The organism is Blastococcus atacamensis, from assembly GCF_002938425.1.
GTDB classification, from domain to species: domain Bacteria; phylum Actinomycetota; class Actinomycetes; order Mycobacteriales; family Geodermatophilaceae; genus Blastococcus; species Blastococcus atacamensis.
On record NZ_POQU01000084.1, the window covers coordinates 1 to 16,766 of the forward strand.

18 protein-coding genes are annotated in these 16,766 nt (G+C 74.9%); 7 read left to right on the forward strand and 11 right to left on the reverse strand.

The genetic code is table 11. The annotated features are described in order from the left end of the window. A partial coding sequence (locus C5508_RS16085; protein WP_198598130.1) for an ATP-binding protein occupies positions 1-556 on the forward strand: 556 nt, incomplete at its 5' end. Positions 557-564: 8 nt separating this feature from the next. Here the strand turns inward: C5508_RS16085 and C5508_RS16090 are convergent. After that, positions 565-2,040: a circularly permuted type 2 ATP-grasp protein gene (locus C5508_RS16090; RefSeq protein WP_104525954.1), complete on the reverse strand. Its 1,476-nt coding sequence runs from the start codon at positions 2,038-2,040 to the stop codon at positions 565-567. Continuing rightward, positions 2,037-3,965: a S9 family peptidase gene (locus tag C5508_RS16095; RefSeq protein WP_104525955.1), complete on the reverse strand. Its 1,929-nt coding sequence runs from the start codon at positions 3,963-3,965 to the stop codon at positions 2,037-2,039. Before C5508_RS16095 ends, C5508_RS16090 begins: the two co-directional genes overlap by 4 nt. A 247-nt stretch (positions 3,966-4,212) precedes the next feature. Here C5508_RS16095 and sepH point away from each other — a divergent pair, with 247 nt between their 5' ends. Then, complete coding sequence (sepH, locus tag C5508_RS16100) at positions 4,213-5,100, forward strand: septation protein SepH (protein ID WP_104525956.1); 888 nt, start codon at positions 4,213-4,215, stop codon at positions 5,098-5,100. A 38-nt stretch (positions 5,101-5,138) separates the two neighbouring features. Beyond that, a complete protein-coding gene (locus C5508_RS16105) occupies positions 5,139-5,612 on the forward strand; it encodes a general stress protein (RefSeq protein WP_104525957.1) in 474 nt (157 codons plus the stop codon). 3 nt (positions 5,613-5,615) lie between these two features. Here the strand turns inward: C5508_RS16105 and C5508_RS16110 are convergent, their stop codons facing one another. Beyond that, on the reverse strand, positions 5,616-6,422 hold the full coding sequence (locus C5508_RS16110; protein ID WP_104525958.1) for a TrmH family RNA methyltransferase: 807 nt from the start codon (positions 6,420-6,422) through the stop codon (positions 5,616-5,618). A 98-nt stretch (positions 6,423-6,520) separates the two neighbouring features. Between C5508_RS16110 and C5508_RS16115 the strand changes: the two genes are divergently transcribed. Genes C5508_RS16115 through C5508_RS16125 form a run of 3 tightly spaced genes read left to right on the forward strand, consistent with a single transcriptional unit; the run spans position 6,521 to position 8,627 of the window. Next, positions 6,521-7,240 (forward strand): ABC transporter ATP-binding protein, encoded by a 720-nt coding sequence (locus C5508_RS16115; RefSeq protein ID WP_104525959.1) that lies wholly within the window; start codon positions 6,521-6,523, stop codon positions 7,238-7,240. Next, the gene (locus C5508_RS16120) at positions 7,237-8,004 is read left to right on the forward strand and encodes an ABC transporter permease (RefSeq protein ID WP_104525960.1); all 768 of its coding nucleotides are present in this window, start codon (positions 7,237-7,239) and stop codon (positions 8,002-8,004) included. Before C5508_RS16115 ends, C5508_RS16120 begins: the two co-directional genes overlap by 4 nt. After that, positions 7,920-8,627: a TetR/AcrR family transcriptional regulator gene (locus tag C5508_RS16125; RefSeq protein WP_198598131.1), complete on the forward strand. Its 708-nt coding sequence runs from the start codon at positions 7,920-7,922 to the stop codon at positions 8,625-8,627. Before C5508_RS16120 ends, C5508_RS16125 begins: the two co-directional genes overlap by 85 nt. 7 nt (positions 8,628-8,634) lie before the next feature. On the opposite strand, the gene C5508_RS16130 is transcribed toward C5508_RS16125, so the two are convergent. From C5508_RS16130 to C5508_RS16160, 7 genes are all read right to left on the reverse strand, one after another. Then, positions 8,635-10,158, reverse strand: coding sequence for an APC family permease (locus C5508_RS16130; protein WP_104525961.1), 1,524 nt, complete (start codon positions 10,156-10,158; stop codon positions 8,635-8,637). Next, on the reverse strand, positions 10,155-10,979 hold the full coding sequence (locus C5508_RS16135) for a thioesterase family protein (protein WP_104525969.1): 825 nt from the start codon (positions 10,977-10,979) through the stop codon (positions 10,155-10,157). Before C5508_RS16135 ends, C5508_RS16130 begins: the two co-directional genes overlap by 4 nt. A gap of 63 nt (positions 10,980-11,042) precedes the next feature. Then, the gene (gene thpR, locus C5508_RS16140; protein WP_232797201.1) at positions 11,043-11,597 is read right to left on the reverse strand and encodes an RNA 2',3'-cyclic phosphodiesterase; all 555 of its coding nucleotides are present in this window, start codon (positions 11,595-11,597) and stop codon (positions 11,043-11,045) included. Between the two features lie 11 nt (positions 11,598-11,608). Beyond that, positions 11,609-11,995, reverse strand: coding sequence for a hypothetical protein (locus tag C5508_RS16145; RefSeq protein WP_104525963.1), 387 nt, complete (start codon positions 11,993-11,995; stop codon positions 11,609-11,611). 49 nt (positions 11,996-12,044) lie between these two features. Next, positions 12,045-13,430 carry an MFS transporter gene (locus C5508_RS16150; RefSeq protein ID WP_232797202.1) on the reverse strand — a complete coding sequence of 462 codons (1,386 nt, stop codon included), beginning with the start codon at positions 13,428-13,430 and terminating at the stop codon, positions 12,045-12,047. Next, entirely contained in the window at positions 13,427-13,864 is a 438-nt protein-coding gene (locus tag C5508_RS16155) for a MarR family winged helix-turn-helix transcriptional regulator (protein WP_104525964.1), read from the reverse strand. The genes C5508_RS16150 and C5508_RS16155 overlap by 4 nt, the downstream gene beginning before the upstream one ends. A 27-nt stretch (positions 13,865-13,891) precedes the next feature. After that, complete coding sequence (locus C5508_RS16160; protein WP_104525965.1) at positions 13,892-15,454, reverse strand: NCS2 family permease; 1,563 nt, start codon at positions 15,452-15,454, stop codon at positions 13,892-13,894. A 102-nt stretch (positions 15,455-15,556) separates the two neighbouring features. Here C5508_RS16160 and C5508_RS16165 point away from each other — a divergent pair, with 102 nt between their 5' ends. After that, positions 15,557-15,784 carry a DUF2530 domain-containing protein gene (locus C5508_RS16165; protein ID WP_104525966.1) on the forward strand — a complete coding sequence of 76 codons (228 nt, stop codon included), beginning with the start codon at positions 15,557-15,559 and terminating at the stop codon, positions 15,782-15,784. Positions 15,785-15,786: 2 nt separating this feature from the next. Here C5508_RS16165 and C5508_RS16170 read toward each other — a convergent pair whose 3' ends face one another. Beyond that, a complete protein-coding gene (locus C5508_RS16170; RefSeq protein ID WP_104525967.1) occupies positions 15,787-16,590 on the reverse strand; it encodes a DUF3027 domain-containing protein in 804 nt (267 codons plus the stop codon). Positions 16,591-16,766 lie beyond the last annotated feature (176 nt).

Here is a 16,766-nt window from a genome sequence, read left to right on the forward strand (position 1 = left end):
GGTGCGGGTCGCCCTGGAGCGCGCCGCCGGCCGCACCCCCACCCCTCTCGAGCCCGCCGCACCCGAGCCGCGTGGGTCCGTCCCCCCGGCCGCGCCGCTGCCGCCGGTGGTCGTGCCCGTGGCGGAGCCTGCACCCGTCGCGGCGGCGCCTCTCCCGGGCGAGGGCGAGCACCGTGCGCAGTGGCAGCTGCCCTCGGACCCGGCCTCGGTCACAGTGGTGCGCCGCCGGCTGCGGGCGCTGCTGCACGTCGCCGGCGTGGACGACGACCAGGCCTACGACCTGCTGCTGGCCGCCTGCGAGGCCGCGAGCAACGCGATCGAGCACGCGCAGGATCCGACGGAGCCGGTCATCGAGGTCGCCGCCAGCGTCGGCGACGACCTGGTCGAGATCACCGTCCGCGACCACGGCCAGTGGCGCGAGCGGGTGCCGAGCATGGACCGCGGCCGTGGCTCCACGCTGATGAGCGCCTTCGCCGACGTCACCGCGACGCCGAGCCCCGAGGGCACGCTCGTGCGGATCAGCTCACCCCGGCTGCGCCGGCGCGCGGGGTCCTGACCCCCGGCTCAGCGGAGCAGCCAGGTGTCCTTGCTGCCGCCGCCGGGCACTCCCGGCCGTGCCGGAGCGGCGTCCGGCGCCACCCGGGTGAGTGCCAGCGGGAGGGTGGTCGTCGTCGGGCCGGACACGGAGAAGATCCGCAGGTCGACCGGGCGGGGGCGCAGCCGGCCGTCGACCAGCGCCGGCACCGTCGACGGCTCGAGCGGCTCCCGGGCGACGAAGCGGTGCGGCGCGGCGGCGATCTCCGACCGGAGGGCGTCGAGCTCGGCCCGTGAGCAGGCGGGCCCGTGCACGATGCGCCGGCCGCCGTACCCCGCGACCTCCTCGACGTCGAGCTCCCCCAGCCGGCCGCGCACCGCGGCCCACGCCGCCGGATCGGCCAGCACCCAGGTGGCGACGGAGTCCAGCAGGGGCTCCTCGCCCAGGTAGAACCGGATCATCGACGGGACCCAGGCGTAGCCCGCCGCGTCGTCGGCGACGCCGTTGCCGGGCACGTTGGCCAGGCCCAGGCGGCCGGCCCGCACCGCCTCGACGAGGGCTCCGTCCAGCGGCCGGTCCGTCCCGGTGCGGTAGGCCCCGAGCGAGGCGTCGTCGAACCGCCGGTAGAGGACGTCGACCGGCACCCTGAGGCCGTCGACGGCGGCCTCGAGCCCACCGTCACCGCGGGGGTACAGGTCACCGGCGCGGACCAGCGGCACGTCGAGGGCCGCGGCGAGGACCTGGTGCTCGAACCACGCGCCGTCGGTCTCGCCCTGGGTGAGGACCGCCACGCGCGGAGGACCGGGGCATCCCGGTGGCGCGGCGGCCGCGAGGGCGGCCGCCAGCAGCGGGACGGCGTCGGCGGGGTCCACCACCTGCCGCCCGACCCGGGTGAAGAGCTCGGGCGCGGCCGTGCGGGCGCTGTCCCGGTTGGCCAGCGCGTACCCGATGCCCGACGGCACCCGCAGGTTGTCCTTGGCGACCACCCAGCGCCCGTCCGGCGTGCGGACGACGTCGGTGCCGGCGATGGCCGCGCGGCGCTGCCCCGGCCAGGCCATGGCGACCGCCTCGGGGTTCCGCCCCGGGCTGTGCGCCACCGCCCAGTCGGGCAGCACGCCGGCCCGCACGATGTCCGCGGCGCGGTCGCTGTCGCTCCGGCGGCGACCGGCGGGCCGGTAGGCGTCGGCGAGGAAGGCGTCCAGGGCGCGGTGCCGCTGGGCGATCCCGGCCGACAGCGTGGCCCAGGTGGTCGCGCCGACCAGCCGCGGAACCGGGTCCATGGGCACCGGGCGCAGGTCCTGCCGACCGTCGACCCACAGGGAGACCGCGACCCCGAGCGCCCGTCGCCGGGCGGTGAGGTCGTCTGCGGCGAGGACCAGCCGGTCGCGCCCCATCGTCTCCAGGGCAGCAGCCAGCTCCACCCAGCCGCTGCGCAGCCGGCCGTCCGGATCGACGGCCTCGTCGGTGCGGACAGGTGGGTAGCCGGCGAAGAGTTCCCCGCTCACAGCCAGTGATCGAACCAGGCGGCCAGCCGCTGGCCCAGGTCGACCAGGGCGTCACGGCCCACGACGGCGTGCCCCTCGCCGGGGAAGAGCAGCAGATCGCTGCACGCGCCGGCCGCCTGCAGCGCCTGGTGCGCCTGCACCGACTCGGCGACCGGCACGTTGGTGTCCCGGTCCCCGTGGGCCAGGAGCACCGGCGCGGTGAGCCGGTCCAGCGTCGTCATCGGGGAGAGCGCGGCCAGCAGGTCCCGCTCAATGACCGGGTCGCCGTACTCGGTGACCGATGCGGCGGCCATCCACGGCTCGGTACCGGCGAAGAAGGTGCGCAGGTCGCTCATGCCGGCGAGGGAGGCGCCGGCGGCGAAGAGCTCGGGCCACCGGGTCAGCGCCACCAGCGTGAGGTAGCCCCCGTAGGACCAGCCGTGCGCACCGACCTGGCCGGGCACGGCGATGCCGGCGGTGACCAGCTCGTCGACCGTCGTCCGCACGTCGGCGAACGACGCCTCGCGGGCGGCGCCGTCGTCGGCGGTCATGAACGCACGGCCGTAGCCTCCCGAGCCGCGCACGTTGGGCGCGAAGACGGTGAGACCCGCGGCGACCATCGACTGGGTGATCGGCGACCAGTCGGGACGCGTCTGGCCCTCGGGACCGCCGTGGAAGCTGACCACCGTGCGGTTGGGTCCGCGGACGTCCGGCGGCGCGTACAGCCAGCCGGAGAGGCGGAGCCCGTCGGGCGCCACGTACTCGTGGAGCACGGGCTCGACCAGCGATGCGGCCTCCGGCGCGGGCGGGGTGCAGGCCAGTCGCCCGGCTCCGCCGAGCCCGTCCAGCGGCACCCGCCACAGCCCTCGGGGCGACCGCGGGCCGCTGAGCTCGGCGACGACGGCGTCCTGGCCGGGCAGCGGCGCCCAACCGGTGAGCACCGGCTGCGGGAGTTCCACGGTGCGCAGGAGGTCGCCGCCGGCGAGGTCGTGCAGGCACAGCTCGCTGACGCCGTCGGCGTTCCACAGCGCCAGGACCGTGCCGTCGGGGCGGACCACGTAGCCGTCGAGGTCGGCCTCCGGGCGGTACAGGACCCGCCGCCCCGGCGACGGCACGCCGTCGGCGTCCACCGGCACCTCGACCAGCCCGGCGCGGTCGGTGAACAGCGGGCCGGGCAGCGAGGCGCGCAGGTACACCGACCGGCCGTCGGTGGAGAACCGGCCGTCCTCCGACGCGATGCCGCCGGGCTGGTCGAGCCGGACCACCCGGCGCTGCAGTCCGGTGGCGACGTCGATGACGACGACGTGCCGGAAGGCCCGCGGGCCGCGGCGGGCCAGCACCGTGCGGGAGTCGGGCGAGACGGCGGTGACGGACAGGAAGCCGCCGGAGGCGAGGGTGCGCAGCTCGCCGGTGACGACGTCGACGAGCACGACGTCGGCATCCGGTCCGGCGCCCGACGCGATCGAGCAGGCGTAGGAGTGCGGGCCGGTCCACGAGCCGGCGAAGACCGTGGCCCGCGGATCCTGTCCGGCGACGACACGGTGGCCGGTCCCGTCGGGGCGGACCGCGTGCAGTTCAGCGCAGATCGATCCGCCGGGGCTGACCAGGTAGGTCAGCCAGGCACCGTCGGGCGACCACGAGACGGAGATGACCTCCTCCCCCGGATCGGAGAGGACGGCCGGCGGAGCGGTGTCGTCGAGCTCGGCGAGCTCCAGCCTCGGCAGGCCGGAGCGGTCGGAGACGTAGGCGATGCGCAGCCCGTCCGGGGAGGGCGCCGGGCACCAGGCGCCGGCGGCACCGGCGATCCCGGCGATGGCGGCGCGGACGGATGCGGGCAGCGTCTCCGGCGGGACCAGCGCCTCGAGGGCGGGCATCGCGCCCTGGGGCAGGCCGGTCGTGAGCCCTGCGGGCACGGCCGTCCGCCGGAAGGTCACCGGGCTGGCCATCGCGCCTCCTCGGCTCGGGATGGGTGCCGCTGGCGAGGGACCCACTGTCGTGGGCGCTCGTTGCGGTCGTGTGTCAGGGCTGTCATCGGCGTGGAAAGCCCTCATCCGCACCCCCCACCGGAGGGATCCCCGCCGCGTCCCCGGGCGCGCCACGCCGCGTCGCCTCCGCGCGGTGCCCGCCGCGCCCGGATAACCTCGGGGACCGGGCGCCCTCCCGGGCCCCCCGTCGGCTGGTAGGAGGTCGCCCATGCGCACGCTGCGCCTCGTGGCGCTCTCCGAGGACGGGGAGAGCCTGGTCCTGATGGCCGAGGGTCCCGACGGTGCCGACGGCGAGAAGTTCGCGCTGCCCATCGACGACCGCCTGCGCGCGGCCGCCCGGGGCGATGCCCGCCGGCTGATCCAGATCGACGTCGACATGGGCACCGAACTGCCCCCGCGGATCATCCAGTCCCGCATCCGCGCCGGCGAGACCCCCGAGCAGGTCGCGGCCTCCTCCGGCACCCGGGTCGAGCGGATCATGCGCTTCGCCCACCCCGTGATCCAGGAGCGCGAGCGGGTGGCCGACCAGGCCCGCGAGGCCCGTGTCCGGCTCTCCGACGGCGGACCGGGCGTCGCCCTGCAGCAGTTCATGGTGGAGCGGCTCCGGCTGATCGACACCGACATCGACGCGGTGACCTGGGACGCCTTCCGCGGGGACGACGGCAGCTGGGTCGCCACCGGCGCGTGGCGGGCCGGGGAGAAGTCCGGCACCACCCGGTGGCGGTTCGACCTGCCCTCGCGCACCGTGACCCCGGTCGACGCGGCGACCACCGACTTCGCGGAGGGGACCCGGCTCGTCCGGGTCGTGCCGGAGGTCGCGCCGGCCCCGCGCAGCCGCCCGGTGTCCGTGGTGCGCGCGCCCGGGGCCGAGCCGCCCGCCCCGGCCCCGGTGGAGGACGACGAGGACGAGCACGTCCGTGACGTGCACGCCCCCGACGGCTCGCCCGAGGACGACGACATGACCGCTCTCCTCGACGAGGTGGCCGAGCACGACACCGTGGTGCTCGGCCGCACCGGCGAGGACGGTGCCGAGGACCCCCGCGCCCGCATCCCGGCCTGGGAGGACATCGTCTTCGGGGTGCGCCGCAACCGCTGAGCGCGGAACACTCCGGTCGTCCGGGAAGTTGACCAGGCATGAGTGCTTCGGTGTCGATGCCGCTGGGCGGCGTGCAGGTCGGGTCCTACGACAGCTACGAGCAGGCGCAGGCCGCGGTCGATCACCTCTCGGACGAGAAGTTCGCCGTGGAGGACGTGACGATCATCGGCACCGACCTGCGCATGATCGAGAAGGTCACCGGCCGGCTGACCATGGGCCGCGCGCTCGCCGCGGGCGCGGCCGGCGGCGCGTGGTGGGGCCTGTTCGTCGGGCTGCTGCTGGGCATCTTCGCCGGCGACGGCGGCAACTGGCTGGGCTCGGTGCTCAGCGGGCTGCTGATCGGGCTCGCGTTCGGCGCGGCGTTCGGCGGCATGGGGTACGCGGCCACCCAGGGGCGGCGCGACTTCACCAGCACCAGCACCATCACGGCCAGCCGCTATGACGTCATGTGCAACCCGGCCTCCGCCGAGCAGGCCCGCGCCATCCTGGCCCGGTTCTCGCTGCGCAACTAGCGGCTACCGCAGGGTGGCGAAGGCGACCGCCGCGGCGGCGGCCACGCCGAGGGAGTCCACTCCGGCGCGCATCGGGATGCGGGCCCGCACCGTCGCCGCCTCCTGCGCCTCGGGGGTGAGCCCGGGGCCCTCCGCGCCGAGGAGCACAGCGGTGCGCGGATGGGCGGCCGGGTCCAGGTCCGCGAGGTCGATCGCGTCCGGGGCTGGCGTGAGGGCCACCGTGGTGTAGCCGGCGTCGTGCACCCGGCCGAGGTCGGCCGGCCAGTCCGACAGGACCGTGAACGGCAGCGCCAGGACGTGGCCCATGGAGACGCGGACCGACCGCCGGTAGAACGGGTCCGCGCAGCGGGGGTCCAGAAGCAGGCCGTCGATGCCCAGTGCGAGCGCCGAGCGGGCGATCGAGCCCAGGTTCTCCGCGTCGTTGAGGCCCTCCAGCACGGCGAGGCGACGTGGCGCCGCCGGATCCGGGCCGGTCAGCAGCTCGTCGAGATCTGCCGGCGGCCGCCGGTCGGCCGAGGCGATCACGCCCCGGGTCAGCCGGAAGCCGATCACCTCCGACAGCACCCACTTGTCCGCCTCGTAGGCCGGCACGTCGTCCGGCAGGTCCAGGGCGGCGACCCGGCCCGGGACGCCGAACACGGCCCGGATCCGGTAGGGCGAGGCGAGCAGCCGTTCGACGGCGGACACGCCCTCGACGATCACCGGCCCGCCCCACCGCGGCGTCCCCTCCGGCCGGTCACCGGCCTTGAGGTCGCGGAAGTCGGCGACCCGGGGGTCGGCCGGATCGGTGATGACGACGGGAGCTGGCACGACGGGAATTGTGCCTCCCGCCGACTGCTCCGTTGACGGACGGCCCGGAACTCATCTAGCGTTGAGTTCATCACCCGTTGATTTCCGAGGAGCGCGTCATGGACGCCGTCACCGTCAGCGATCTCGTCGTGCACCGGGGGAAGCGCGCGGTGCTGCCCGGCCTCTCCTTCGCCGTTCCGGAGGGACAGGTCACCGGGCTGCTCGGGCCCAGCGGCAGCGGGAAGAGCACGCTGATGCGGGCGATCGTGGGCGTGCAGCGGGTGCGGTCCGGAACGGTCACCGTGCTGGGCTCCCCCGCCGGCTCCCCCGGCCTGCGCCACCGCGTCGGCTACGTGACCCAGGCACCCAGCGTCTACGCCGACCTCACCGTGCGGGAGAACGCCCGCTACTTCGCCGCGCTCTACGGCAGGGGCACCCGCGAGGCCGACGCCGCCCTTGCCGACGTCGGGCTGGGCGAGGCCGCCGGCCAGCTGGTCGCCGACCTCTCCGGCGGTCAGCGCGGCCGCGTCTCCCTCGCCTGCGCCCTGGTCTCCGAGCCGGAGGTGCTGGTCCTGGACGAGCCGACGGTGGGCCTGGACCCGGTGCTGCGGGTCGAGCTGTGGGAGCGGTTCGCCGCCCTGGCCGCTGCCGGGACGACGCTGGTCGTCTCCAGCCACGTCATGGACGAGGCCGCACGCTGCGACCGACTGCTCCTCCTCCGCGACGGCGCCCTGCTGGCGGACACCACCCCCGGGCAACTGCGCGCGGACGGCCGCTCGCAGGACCTCGAGGAGGCCTTCCTGAACGTCGTCCGTGCATCCGAGGAGGTGCCGGCGTGACCACGGCGCTCTCACCCCGCCTGACCGGAGCCACCGCCGGCCGCGTCCTGCGCCAGCTGCGCCACGACCACCGCACGATCGCGATGCTGCTCGTGCTGCCCGGCCTCCTGCTCGGCCTGCTGTACCTGCTGTGGAAGGACCTGCCCCGCGCTCCGGGGCAGCCGGACACCTTCGACGCGGTCGGGCTGACGATGCTCGGCGTCTTCCCCTTCGTCGTGATGTTCCTGGTGACCAGCATCGCGATGCTGCGCGAGCGCACCTCGGGCACCCTCGAGCGGCTGCTCACCACCCCGCTGTCCCGGCTGGACCTGCTGCTGGGCTACGGGCTGGCGTTCGGCCTCGCCGCGGCGCTGCAGGCGGCGGTCACCGTGACGGTGGCGACGACGCTCTACGACCTGGACGTCGCCGGGCCGGTCGGGCTGGTCGTGCTCATCGCCGTCTGCGACGCCGTGCTGGGCGTCGCGCTGGGGCTGCTGGCCAGCGCCTTCGCCCGCAGCGAGTTCCAGGCGGTGCAGTTCATGCCGGTGATCGTGCTGCCGCAGTTCTTCCTCTGCGGACTGCTCGTCCCGCGCGAGCAGATGGCCGGCTGGCTGCAGGCGATCAGCGACGTCCTCCCGCTCACCTACGCGGTCGAGGCCCTCCGGGAGGTCGGGCACTCCGCCGAGGCGACGGGCACGATGTGGAGCGACGTCGCCGTCGTGGCCGGCGCGGCCCTGCTCGCCCTCGCCCTGGCGGCGGCGACCCTGCGGAGGAGGACCGACTGAGCAGCACCGAGGAACCGCGCCGGCGGACCGGACGGCGTCGCGGGAGCCCCGGCACGCGGGACGCCGTCCTGGGCGCGGCGCGCGCGGTCTTCGCCGAGCGGGGGTTCGACGGCGCCACGATCCGGCAGATCGCCACGGCGGCCGGGGTCGACCCGGCCCTCGTCCACCACTACTTCGGCAGCAAGGACCAGCTCTTCCTGGCCGCGATCGAGGCACCGGCCGACCCGGCCGAGCTGCTGCCGGAGCTGCTCGCGGCCGGTCGGGAGCACGTGGGCGCCGGCGTCGTCCGGACCCTGCTCACCGTCTTGGACGGGCCGGCGCAGGCGGCCGGGCTGGCGCTGGTGCGCTCCGCCGTCGGCAACGAGTGGACCGCGAAGCTGCTGCGCGAGTTCCTGGTGAGCCAGGTGCTGCGCCGGGTGCTGGCCACCCTGGACCTGCCGCCTGATGAGGCCGCCGTCCGCGGAGGCCTGGTGGCCTCGCAGCTCATCGGTCTGGTCGTCGGGCGGTACGTCCTGCGGATCGAGCCGCTCGCGACGGCCGACCCCGAGGAGCTCGTCGCCGCGATCGGCCCGTCGGTGCAGCGCTACCTCACCGGCGACGTCGCGCTGCCGTCCGGGGGGTAGCGGGCTCTCAGGCCTCCGCGGGCGCCACCACCGCGTGCTCGGGCAGGACGCCGGTGCGGTGCCGCTGGCGGAGCCGGTAGTAGGCCAGCCCGCTCACCGCGATGGCCCCGATGAAGACGGCCGCGCCCCACTGCAGGTACCAGTGGTAGGGCTCGGTGGCGTTGTAGACCGCCCGCCGCGGCCAGCCGAGGTTGATCGCCATGCCGGCGCCCCACAGCACCGCCAGCACGTTGACCGGCAGCCCCCAGCGGCCCAGCGAGAAGTGCCGGCGCCCGTCGTCGTCCCCGGTTCCGGGCCAGCGGCCGCGGAGACGGCTGATCAGCATCGGCACCGTGACCAGCAGGTAGGACAGGTAGATCATCACCACCGCGATGCTGGTGATGACCGTGAAGATCTGCGGCTGCCGGATGTTGATCAGGAGGATGCCGATCGAGAGCAGCCCGATGAGGACGGCCGGGGCCACGGGGGTCTTGAACCGCGGGTGCACCCGGGCCAGCCGCGCCGATCCGGGCAGGTTGTTGTCCCGCGCCATGCCGAACATCATGCGGATCGTCGCCGTGTGCACCGCCAGGCAGCAGACGGTGATGGCGACGACGATCGCGAGCAGGAAGACCCGGCCGACCTCGGTGCCCGCGGCCTGCAGCAGCACGTACTGCAGCCCACCGGTGCTCGAGGACAACTGCGGGTCCCGGAGATCCTCGGCCGCCATGAGGCCGAAGAGCAGGATCAGGCCGCCGAGCACGAAGGACGCCGTGATCGCCCGCAGGATCGCCCGCGGAGCGGTGCGCCGCGCGTCGCGGGTCTCCTCCCCCAGCGAGCTGGCGGTGTCGAAGCCGTACATCACGTACCCCGAGGCCAGCGCCGCGACGAGGAAGGCCCCCGGGTAGCCGAGGTCCTGCCCGGCGCCCGTTCCCGCGGTGTCCAGGACGACGTCGGGCCCACGGGTCGCTCGCGCGGCGAGCAGCACGATGATGAGCACGGCCGCGACGAGCTCGATGAACACCCCGGCGCTGTTGATCCGCGACATGAGCTTCACGCCGAAGACGTTGACCAGCGTGGTGAACACGATCAGGGCGCTGCCCAGGATCACGGCGTTGACGGCGAAGTCGTAGGTGCCGGTGCCGTCGCCGACGAGTTGGAATCCCGACCACAGCTGGGGCAGCGTGATCTGGTAGGCCAGCACGGTGGCCGAGAGCGTCACGACCGAGGCCGTGAGCATCATCCAGCCGGCCATCCACGAGGTGGTCCGGTTGCCCAGGCGCTTGGTCCAGTTGTAGAGCGAGCCGGCGACCGGGTAGCGCGCGGCCAGCTCCGCGAAGCACAGCGCCACCATCAGCTGCCCCAGGAAGACCACCGGCCAGGACCAGACGTAGGCGGGCCCCCCGGCGCCGAAGCCGAAGTAGAAGAGCTGGAACGTCCCGGTGAGGATGGAGATGTAGCTGATGCCGGCGGCGAAGCTGGCGAACCGGCCGAGGCTGCGGTCCAGCTGCTGCCGGTAGCCGAAACCGGCCAGCGGGTCGTCGGTGCTCATCGGGCCGTGCGGGCCAGCTGCCGGCTCTGCGCGACCAGCCGGCCGGTGGAGTCCCAGATGCGGTAGTCCTCGTCGGTCCAGCCCCCGGCGATCTCGCTGGCACGGGCCTCGACCAGGCACCAGCCCGGAGCGGGCAGCGCCCGGACGAGGACCTGGAGCTGCACGGTGGGCGCCCAGCCCGTCTTCCCGGTGGCGAAGCTCGTCGGCGGCAGCGCGTCGGCGAACATCAGCAGCGCCAGCGGATCGGCCGGACGGCCGTCGGCCAGGCGGACCCAGGCGCGCAGCACCGGCTCGTCCGAGGGCTTTCCCAGGGCCCACCTCGCCGTCGCCGGGTCCAGGCGGCTGTCCACGTACCGGGTCATCCCGGGCAGCTGGACGGGCACCGCCGCGAGGTGCGCGTTGGCCGCCATGTCGAGGCACTCGTCGGGCGAGGACACCTGGGGCACGGGCAGCGAGTAGTCCGGGGGCGCGTCGGTGAGGGTCGCGGTCGTCGCCTGCACCGTGATGAGCGGACCGGCCTCGTCGGCCATCGTGATCAGCGAGTGGGCCAGCGTCCGGCCGGCCGGGCCGGGCGTCACCTGGAGGGTCGCGGGCCCGCCGGATCCGGCCCGCAGGTAGCTGGCCGACATCGCCACGGGGTGCTCGTGCGGGCTCTCCAGCACCGCGGCCCGCCCGGCGACCGAGAGCAGGTACCCGCCGTTGAGGATGCCGCCGCCGACGTCCCACGTGGGGTCGAGGTCGGCCAGCAGGGCGGGTCCGTCGGCCCGGCGCACCGCGGTGGCCAGGTCGAAGGCGGAGGTCTGCTCATCGGTCTGCGGCACGGGCACAGGGTGCCAGGGTGATCGACACCGACTGCACCCCCCTCGACCGGTTCCCGGGCCGGGCTAGGGAGTGCGAGGCGGCAGCGGCCAGGCGGCGAGGGTCTCGTAGCGCGCCGCCGCGCCGAGCCGGCTCTCCTGGAGGCGGACCTCGGGCACCGGCCACTCCGGCCCGCGGTAGCCGGCCAGGCGGTCGGGCAGCGCACCGTCGGCCGGGCGCCCGGGCCGCCAGCGGCCCAGCGTGAGGTGGGGCCGGAAGGGACGGTCCTCGGCCGCCAGCCCGAGCTCGCGCGCGGCGCCGCTCAACCGGCCGGCGAGCGCGACGAGCGGGACGACGTCACCGTCGAGCCCCGCCCACGCGACCTGCGGACGGCGGGCCGACCCGAACCGACCCGCCCCGGCCAGCCGCAGCGTCATCGGCGGCGCCGCTGCCACCGCCCGCGCCGCCGCGGCGAGCAGGCCAGGCACCAGCTCCTCGGGAACCGAGCCGAGGAAGAGCAGCGTCAGATGCCACCGCTCCGGGCTCGCCCACCGGGGCGCGCCAGGTACGTCGCGCAGCGGGGCGAGCGCGGCGTCGAGGTGCTGCCGGGCCGGCCCGGGCGGCTCGACCGCGAAGAACAACCGTCGAGGAGTCAGGCCGGCACCCGCAGTCCGGCGGCGCGGAGGGCCGCGACCACCCGGAGGCGCTCCACGTCGCGGGCGCGCCCCTCGGGCACAGCGCGGAGCGACGCCGGGACGTCGAGGGCGGCGGCGGCCTCGGTCAGCACGTCGTCGTAGGCGGCCTGGACCGCGCGGCGGCGGACCATGGGTGCCCCCGCCGGGACGAATTCGACCTGGGAGCCCAGCCGGCGCAGGTCGGCGGCGATGTCCTCCAGCGGCCGGCCGGCCGGCACCGGGTGGCGCGCGGCGCGGCGGTGGGCGGTCCAGTGGCCCAGCGCCCGGGCGGTGGGCCCGGAGAAGGCGACCACCCCGGCGAACAGCGCCAGCAGCGCGACGAGCTCGACCAGCGCGGTGGCCATGGCGCCCCCTGTGCGGTGTGGGACCGGCGCCGCCGAAGGTACCCCCGGCTCAGAGCGACTGCTGCCCCGGCGCCTTCGCGGCCAGCGTCTCCTCCGCCGCGCGCAGCTCCGGCGCAGGGACGGCGGCGGGGCGCGGCCCCACCCGCAGCCGCAGGCGAAGCGGCGCGCGCTGCAGCTCCACCCCGACGGTGCGGTGCCGGGCGAGGAACGCCGCCGCGCCGAGCCCCGCGGCGACGCAGACGGCGCCGCCCAGGATCAGCCCCCACGGCGCGCCCAGGTGCTCGGAGACCCACCCCACGAGCGGCGCCCCGACCGGGGTGCCGCCCATGAAGCACATGAAGTACAGGGCCATCACCCGGCCGCGCATCTGCGGGTCCACGCCGAGCTGCACGAAGCTGTTGTTGGCCACGCTGAACACCAGCGCGGCCGCCCCGGTCGGGACGAGCATCAAGGCGAAGCTCAGGTACGTGGGCATCAGCCCGGAGACGACGGTGAGCAGCCCGAACACGACCGCCGAGCCGGCCAGGAAGCGCTGCCGGGGCCGGACGTTGCGCCGGGTGCTCAGCAGCGCACCGGACAGCGAGCCGACGGCGAAGGCCGTGGACAGCAGCCCGAACGCCTCGGCCCCCAGGTCGAAGCTCTCGCGGGCCATCAGCGCGATGGTGACCTGGTAGTTGAAGCCGAAGGTGCCCAGGACGAAGGCCAGCGCCATGGCGAGCACCAGGTCCGGGTGCGCCCACGTGTAGGCCAGCCCCTCCCGCAGCTGGCCGCGTCCGCGGGCCACCGGCGGGCTGGGTTCCAGCTCGTCGGCGCGCATCCCGGCCAGGGCGGTGATGGTGAAGGCGAAGCTGGCCGCGTTGAGGAGGAAGGCCGGTGCGGTGTTCCCGCCCGCGGCGCCGATGAGCAGCCCGGCCACCGCGGGGCCGACCAGCCGGGCCCCGTTGAAGATCGTGGAGTTGAGGCTCACCGCGTTGGTGAGCAGCGCCGGGCCGACCATCTCCGAGACGAACGCCTGGCGCACCGGCGCGTCGACGGAGGACACCGCGCCCAGCCCTCCGGCCAGGGCGAACACGTGCCAGAGCTCGACCGCGCCGGTGGCCACCAGCAGGCCCAGGAGCAGCGAGAGCACCCCCATCAGCACCTGGGTGACCAGCAGCAACCGGCGCTTCGGATAGCGGTCGGCCAGGACGCCGCCGTACATGCTCAGCAGCAGCGAGGGGCCGAACTGCAGGGCCGTGATCAGCCCCAGGGCGATCCCGCTGTCGTCGGAGAGCTGCAGCACCAGCCAGTCCTGGCCGATCCGCTGGATCCAGGTGCCGGTCAGGCTGAGCAGGTTGGCCGAGGCGTAGCGGCGGTAGTTGCGCACCCGGAGCGCGCGGAACATGCCGGTGCCCGGGTCCGACGCCGCCGGCTGGTCACTTTTCGTCCAGGTCACCCGCCACTGGCCAGCTTGTCCATGATCTCGGCCGCCTCGCGCAGCACGGCCCGCTCCTCGGCGGTGAGCTCCTGCAGCCGGCCGGCGAGCCATGCCTCCCGGGCCCGCGCCTCGACCGAGAGCATCTCCTCGGCAGCCGGCGTGAGCTCGATGACGACCTGACGTCCGTCGGTGGGGTGCGGGGTCCGGGTGACCAGCCCCTTGCCCTCGAGCGCGACCACGACCCGGGTCATCGACGGCGGCTGCACGCGCTCGTGGGCCGCCAGCTCCCCCGGGCTCATCGGCCCGTGCCGCTTGAGCGTGGAGAGCGCGGCGAGGTGGGTCAGCGTCACCGAGGTGTCCACCCGCTGGTTGCGCAGCCGGCGGGAGAACCGCATGACGGCCAGCCGCAGCTCGTGCGAGAGCGCGGCCGTGTCCAGCGTCGTGCGGCCCACGATCGTTAGCCTAACTCAGTAGTCGGGTCAGAAGAGCTGCTGCAGGGGCTCCAGCGCGAAATACACGAGGAACAGCACGGCCACGACCCACATCAGCGGGTGGATCTCCCGCCGCCGTCCGACCGCGACCCGCAGCAGCACGAAGCTGATGACGCCGGCGCCGATGCCGTTGGTGATCGAGTAGGTGAACGGCATCAGCGCGATGGTCAGGAAGGCCGGGATGACCAGGGACATGTCGTCCCAGGCGAGGTGCTTGATCTGGCTGATCATCAGCGCGCCGACGATGACCAGCGCGGGCGCGGCCGCCTCGGAGGGGACCACCGCCACCAGCGGGGTGAAGAAGACCGCGACCAGGAACAGCAGACCGGTGACGATGCTGGCCAGCCCGGTGCGCGCGCCGTCGGCCACACCGGCGGTGCTCTCGATGTAGGTGGTGTTGGACGAGACGCTGCCCGCGCCACCCGCGGCCGCGGCCAGCGAGTCGACCAGCAGGACCGGCTGGGACTTCGGCAGGTTGCGGTCCTCGTCGAGCATGCCACCCTCGGCGCCGACGGCGGTCACCGTGCCGACGGTGTCGAAGAAGTCGGCGATCATGATCGAGAAGACGATGAGCAGGGCGGCGACGATGCCGATCCGCTCGAACCCGCCGAACAGCGAGAAGTTGCCGAGCAGCGAGAAGTCCGGGCTGCCGACGACGTCGTCGGGGAGCGCCGGCACCTGCAGGGCCCAGCCGCGCTCGTTCTCGCCGTCGGGACCGAAGCGCGGGCCGACCTCCGCGACGGCCTCGACCACGATCGCGAGCACCGTCGTGACGACGATGCCGATGAGCAGCGCGCCCTTGACCTTGCGGACCACCAGCAGGCTGCTCAGCAGCAGGCCCACGACGAAGACCAGCATCGGCCAGCCGGCCAGCTGGCCGCCCACGCCGAAGCTGATCAGCGGGTTGCCCGGGCGGATGACGCCGGCGTCGGCCAGCCCGATGATGGCGAGGAAGAAACCGATGCCGACGGCGATCGCGGTCTTCAGCTGGGCCGGGATGGCGGCGAAGACGGCCCGGCGGAAGCCGGTGAGCACCAGCACCGTGATCAGCAGGCCCTCGAGCACGACCAGGCCCATGACCTCGGGCCAGGACAGCTGGGTGGCGGCGAAGACGGCGACCAGCGCGTTGATGCCCAGGCCCGTGGCGAGCGCGAACGGATAGCGGCCGACGATGCCCATGAGCAGGGTGAGCACACCGGCGAGCAGGGCGGTCACGGCGGCGATCGAGCCGAACGGGAGCACCGTGCCCTCGACGTCGGCACCCGGCGTGCCGTCGGGACCGGCGATGCTGGTCAGGATGATCGGGTTGAGCACCACGATGTAGGCCATCGTGAAGAAGGTCGTGAGCCCGCCGCGGAGCTCGCGGCTGACCGTCGAGCGCCGGGCACTGATCTCGAAGTACCGGTCCAGCCCGTTCCTCGGCTTTCCCCGCGGGCCCTCGCTGCGCCGGGGCGTGGGCGTGCCGGCCGAGACGTCGGCCGGGGTGCCGCCGTCAGGGACGGGGGCGCCCGAGGCGCCGGCGCCACCGGAGGGACTGGACTTGTGCGGCATGCGAACTCTCCGGGGCAGTACGGGGCAACGAGCGGCGACAGCGTGCCACACGCCCGGCCGGGCAGGTTCGCCCGTGACCCACCCGCAATCTAAGGTGCCCTCGTGCACGGTCCCCTGAAGCATGCCCCGCCCCCGCTGCAGATCGACACCGCACGCGTCGTGCTCGCGGGCATGGGGGTCTGGGCGGTGGCGCTGGTCGTCCTGCTGCTTCTCGGCGACCGGGTGGACCGGATGTGGACCTGGACCTGCGTCGCGGCGCTCGGGCTGGCGGTGCTGGGCCTGTGGATCATGCGCCTGCAGGGTCGGTCGCGCTCCCGGGGGCGCGACTGACGTCAGAGGACGTCGAAGTCCGAGGTGTCGTAGCGCGCGGTGTTGACCACGTGGGTGTCGTCGCTGGGCACCAGCGTCGCCTGGCTGTGCGCGCCGCAGCCGTAGTCGGCGGTGACCGCCCGGCCGTCGGCCGGGGCGTACGCGTTGCCGCACACCCCCAGCACCTGCCGCAGCGAACCGGCCAGCGGGAGGTAGAAGCCGCAGGTCGCGCAGGGTCCGGGCGCCTGCCGCGCCATGGGCGCCGACGGGCCGAACTCCCCGGCCGTCCAGCGGCCGACGGCGTCGGACCGGCCGTCGCGGGACATCACGCGCTCGCGACCCAGTCCCAGCTCGGCGGCGACGACCCGTCCCTCGGGGTCCTCGGCCGAGTCGTCGTCGACCGTGTAGGCGGGAGCCAGGCGGACGTCGTCCTCGGTGGAGGGCAGCACGTCGCCGACCGAGAGGTCCCCGGGGCGGAGCCGCTCGTGCCACGGCACCCACGCCGGCGCGAGCAGCGCCTGCTCCCCCGGGAGCAGCACGACCTCGTCGACGGTGACCCGCTCCTCACCGGGCACCCGGGCGAGGGTGACGGCCCAGTGCCAGCCGACGTAGCCCCGCAGCATGCTGGCGAACGTGTGGGTGACCACCTCGCCGAGCTCGGGACCGGCGGCGGCCTCGGGAGCGGCACCCAGGTGCTCGCCGACCAGAGCGGCGTTCCCGGCCGTCTCGACGGCGGCCTCGCGGGCCGGCTCGACCGCGGCGGTCAGCGGGAAGTCCGCGGCGGATGCGGGCCGGACTGCGGCGGGGAACTCGGACACGTCCCCCATTGTGGCGGACGCGGGGGTGCCGACGGGACATCGGACTCCAAGGTCGGTGCGGCACCATGGGCGCGTGTCCCCCTCCCGTCGCCCGCCCGGTGCCCCCCGGCGGTCGCGGCTGGGCGGACGCCGGACCTCCGCCGGGCCCGACCGCGCGGACACCGCGCCGCTCGGCGTCCCCCGCC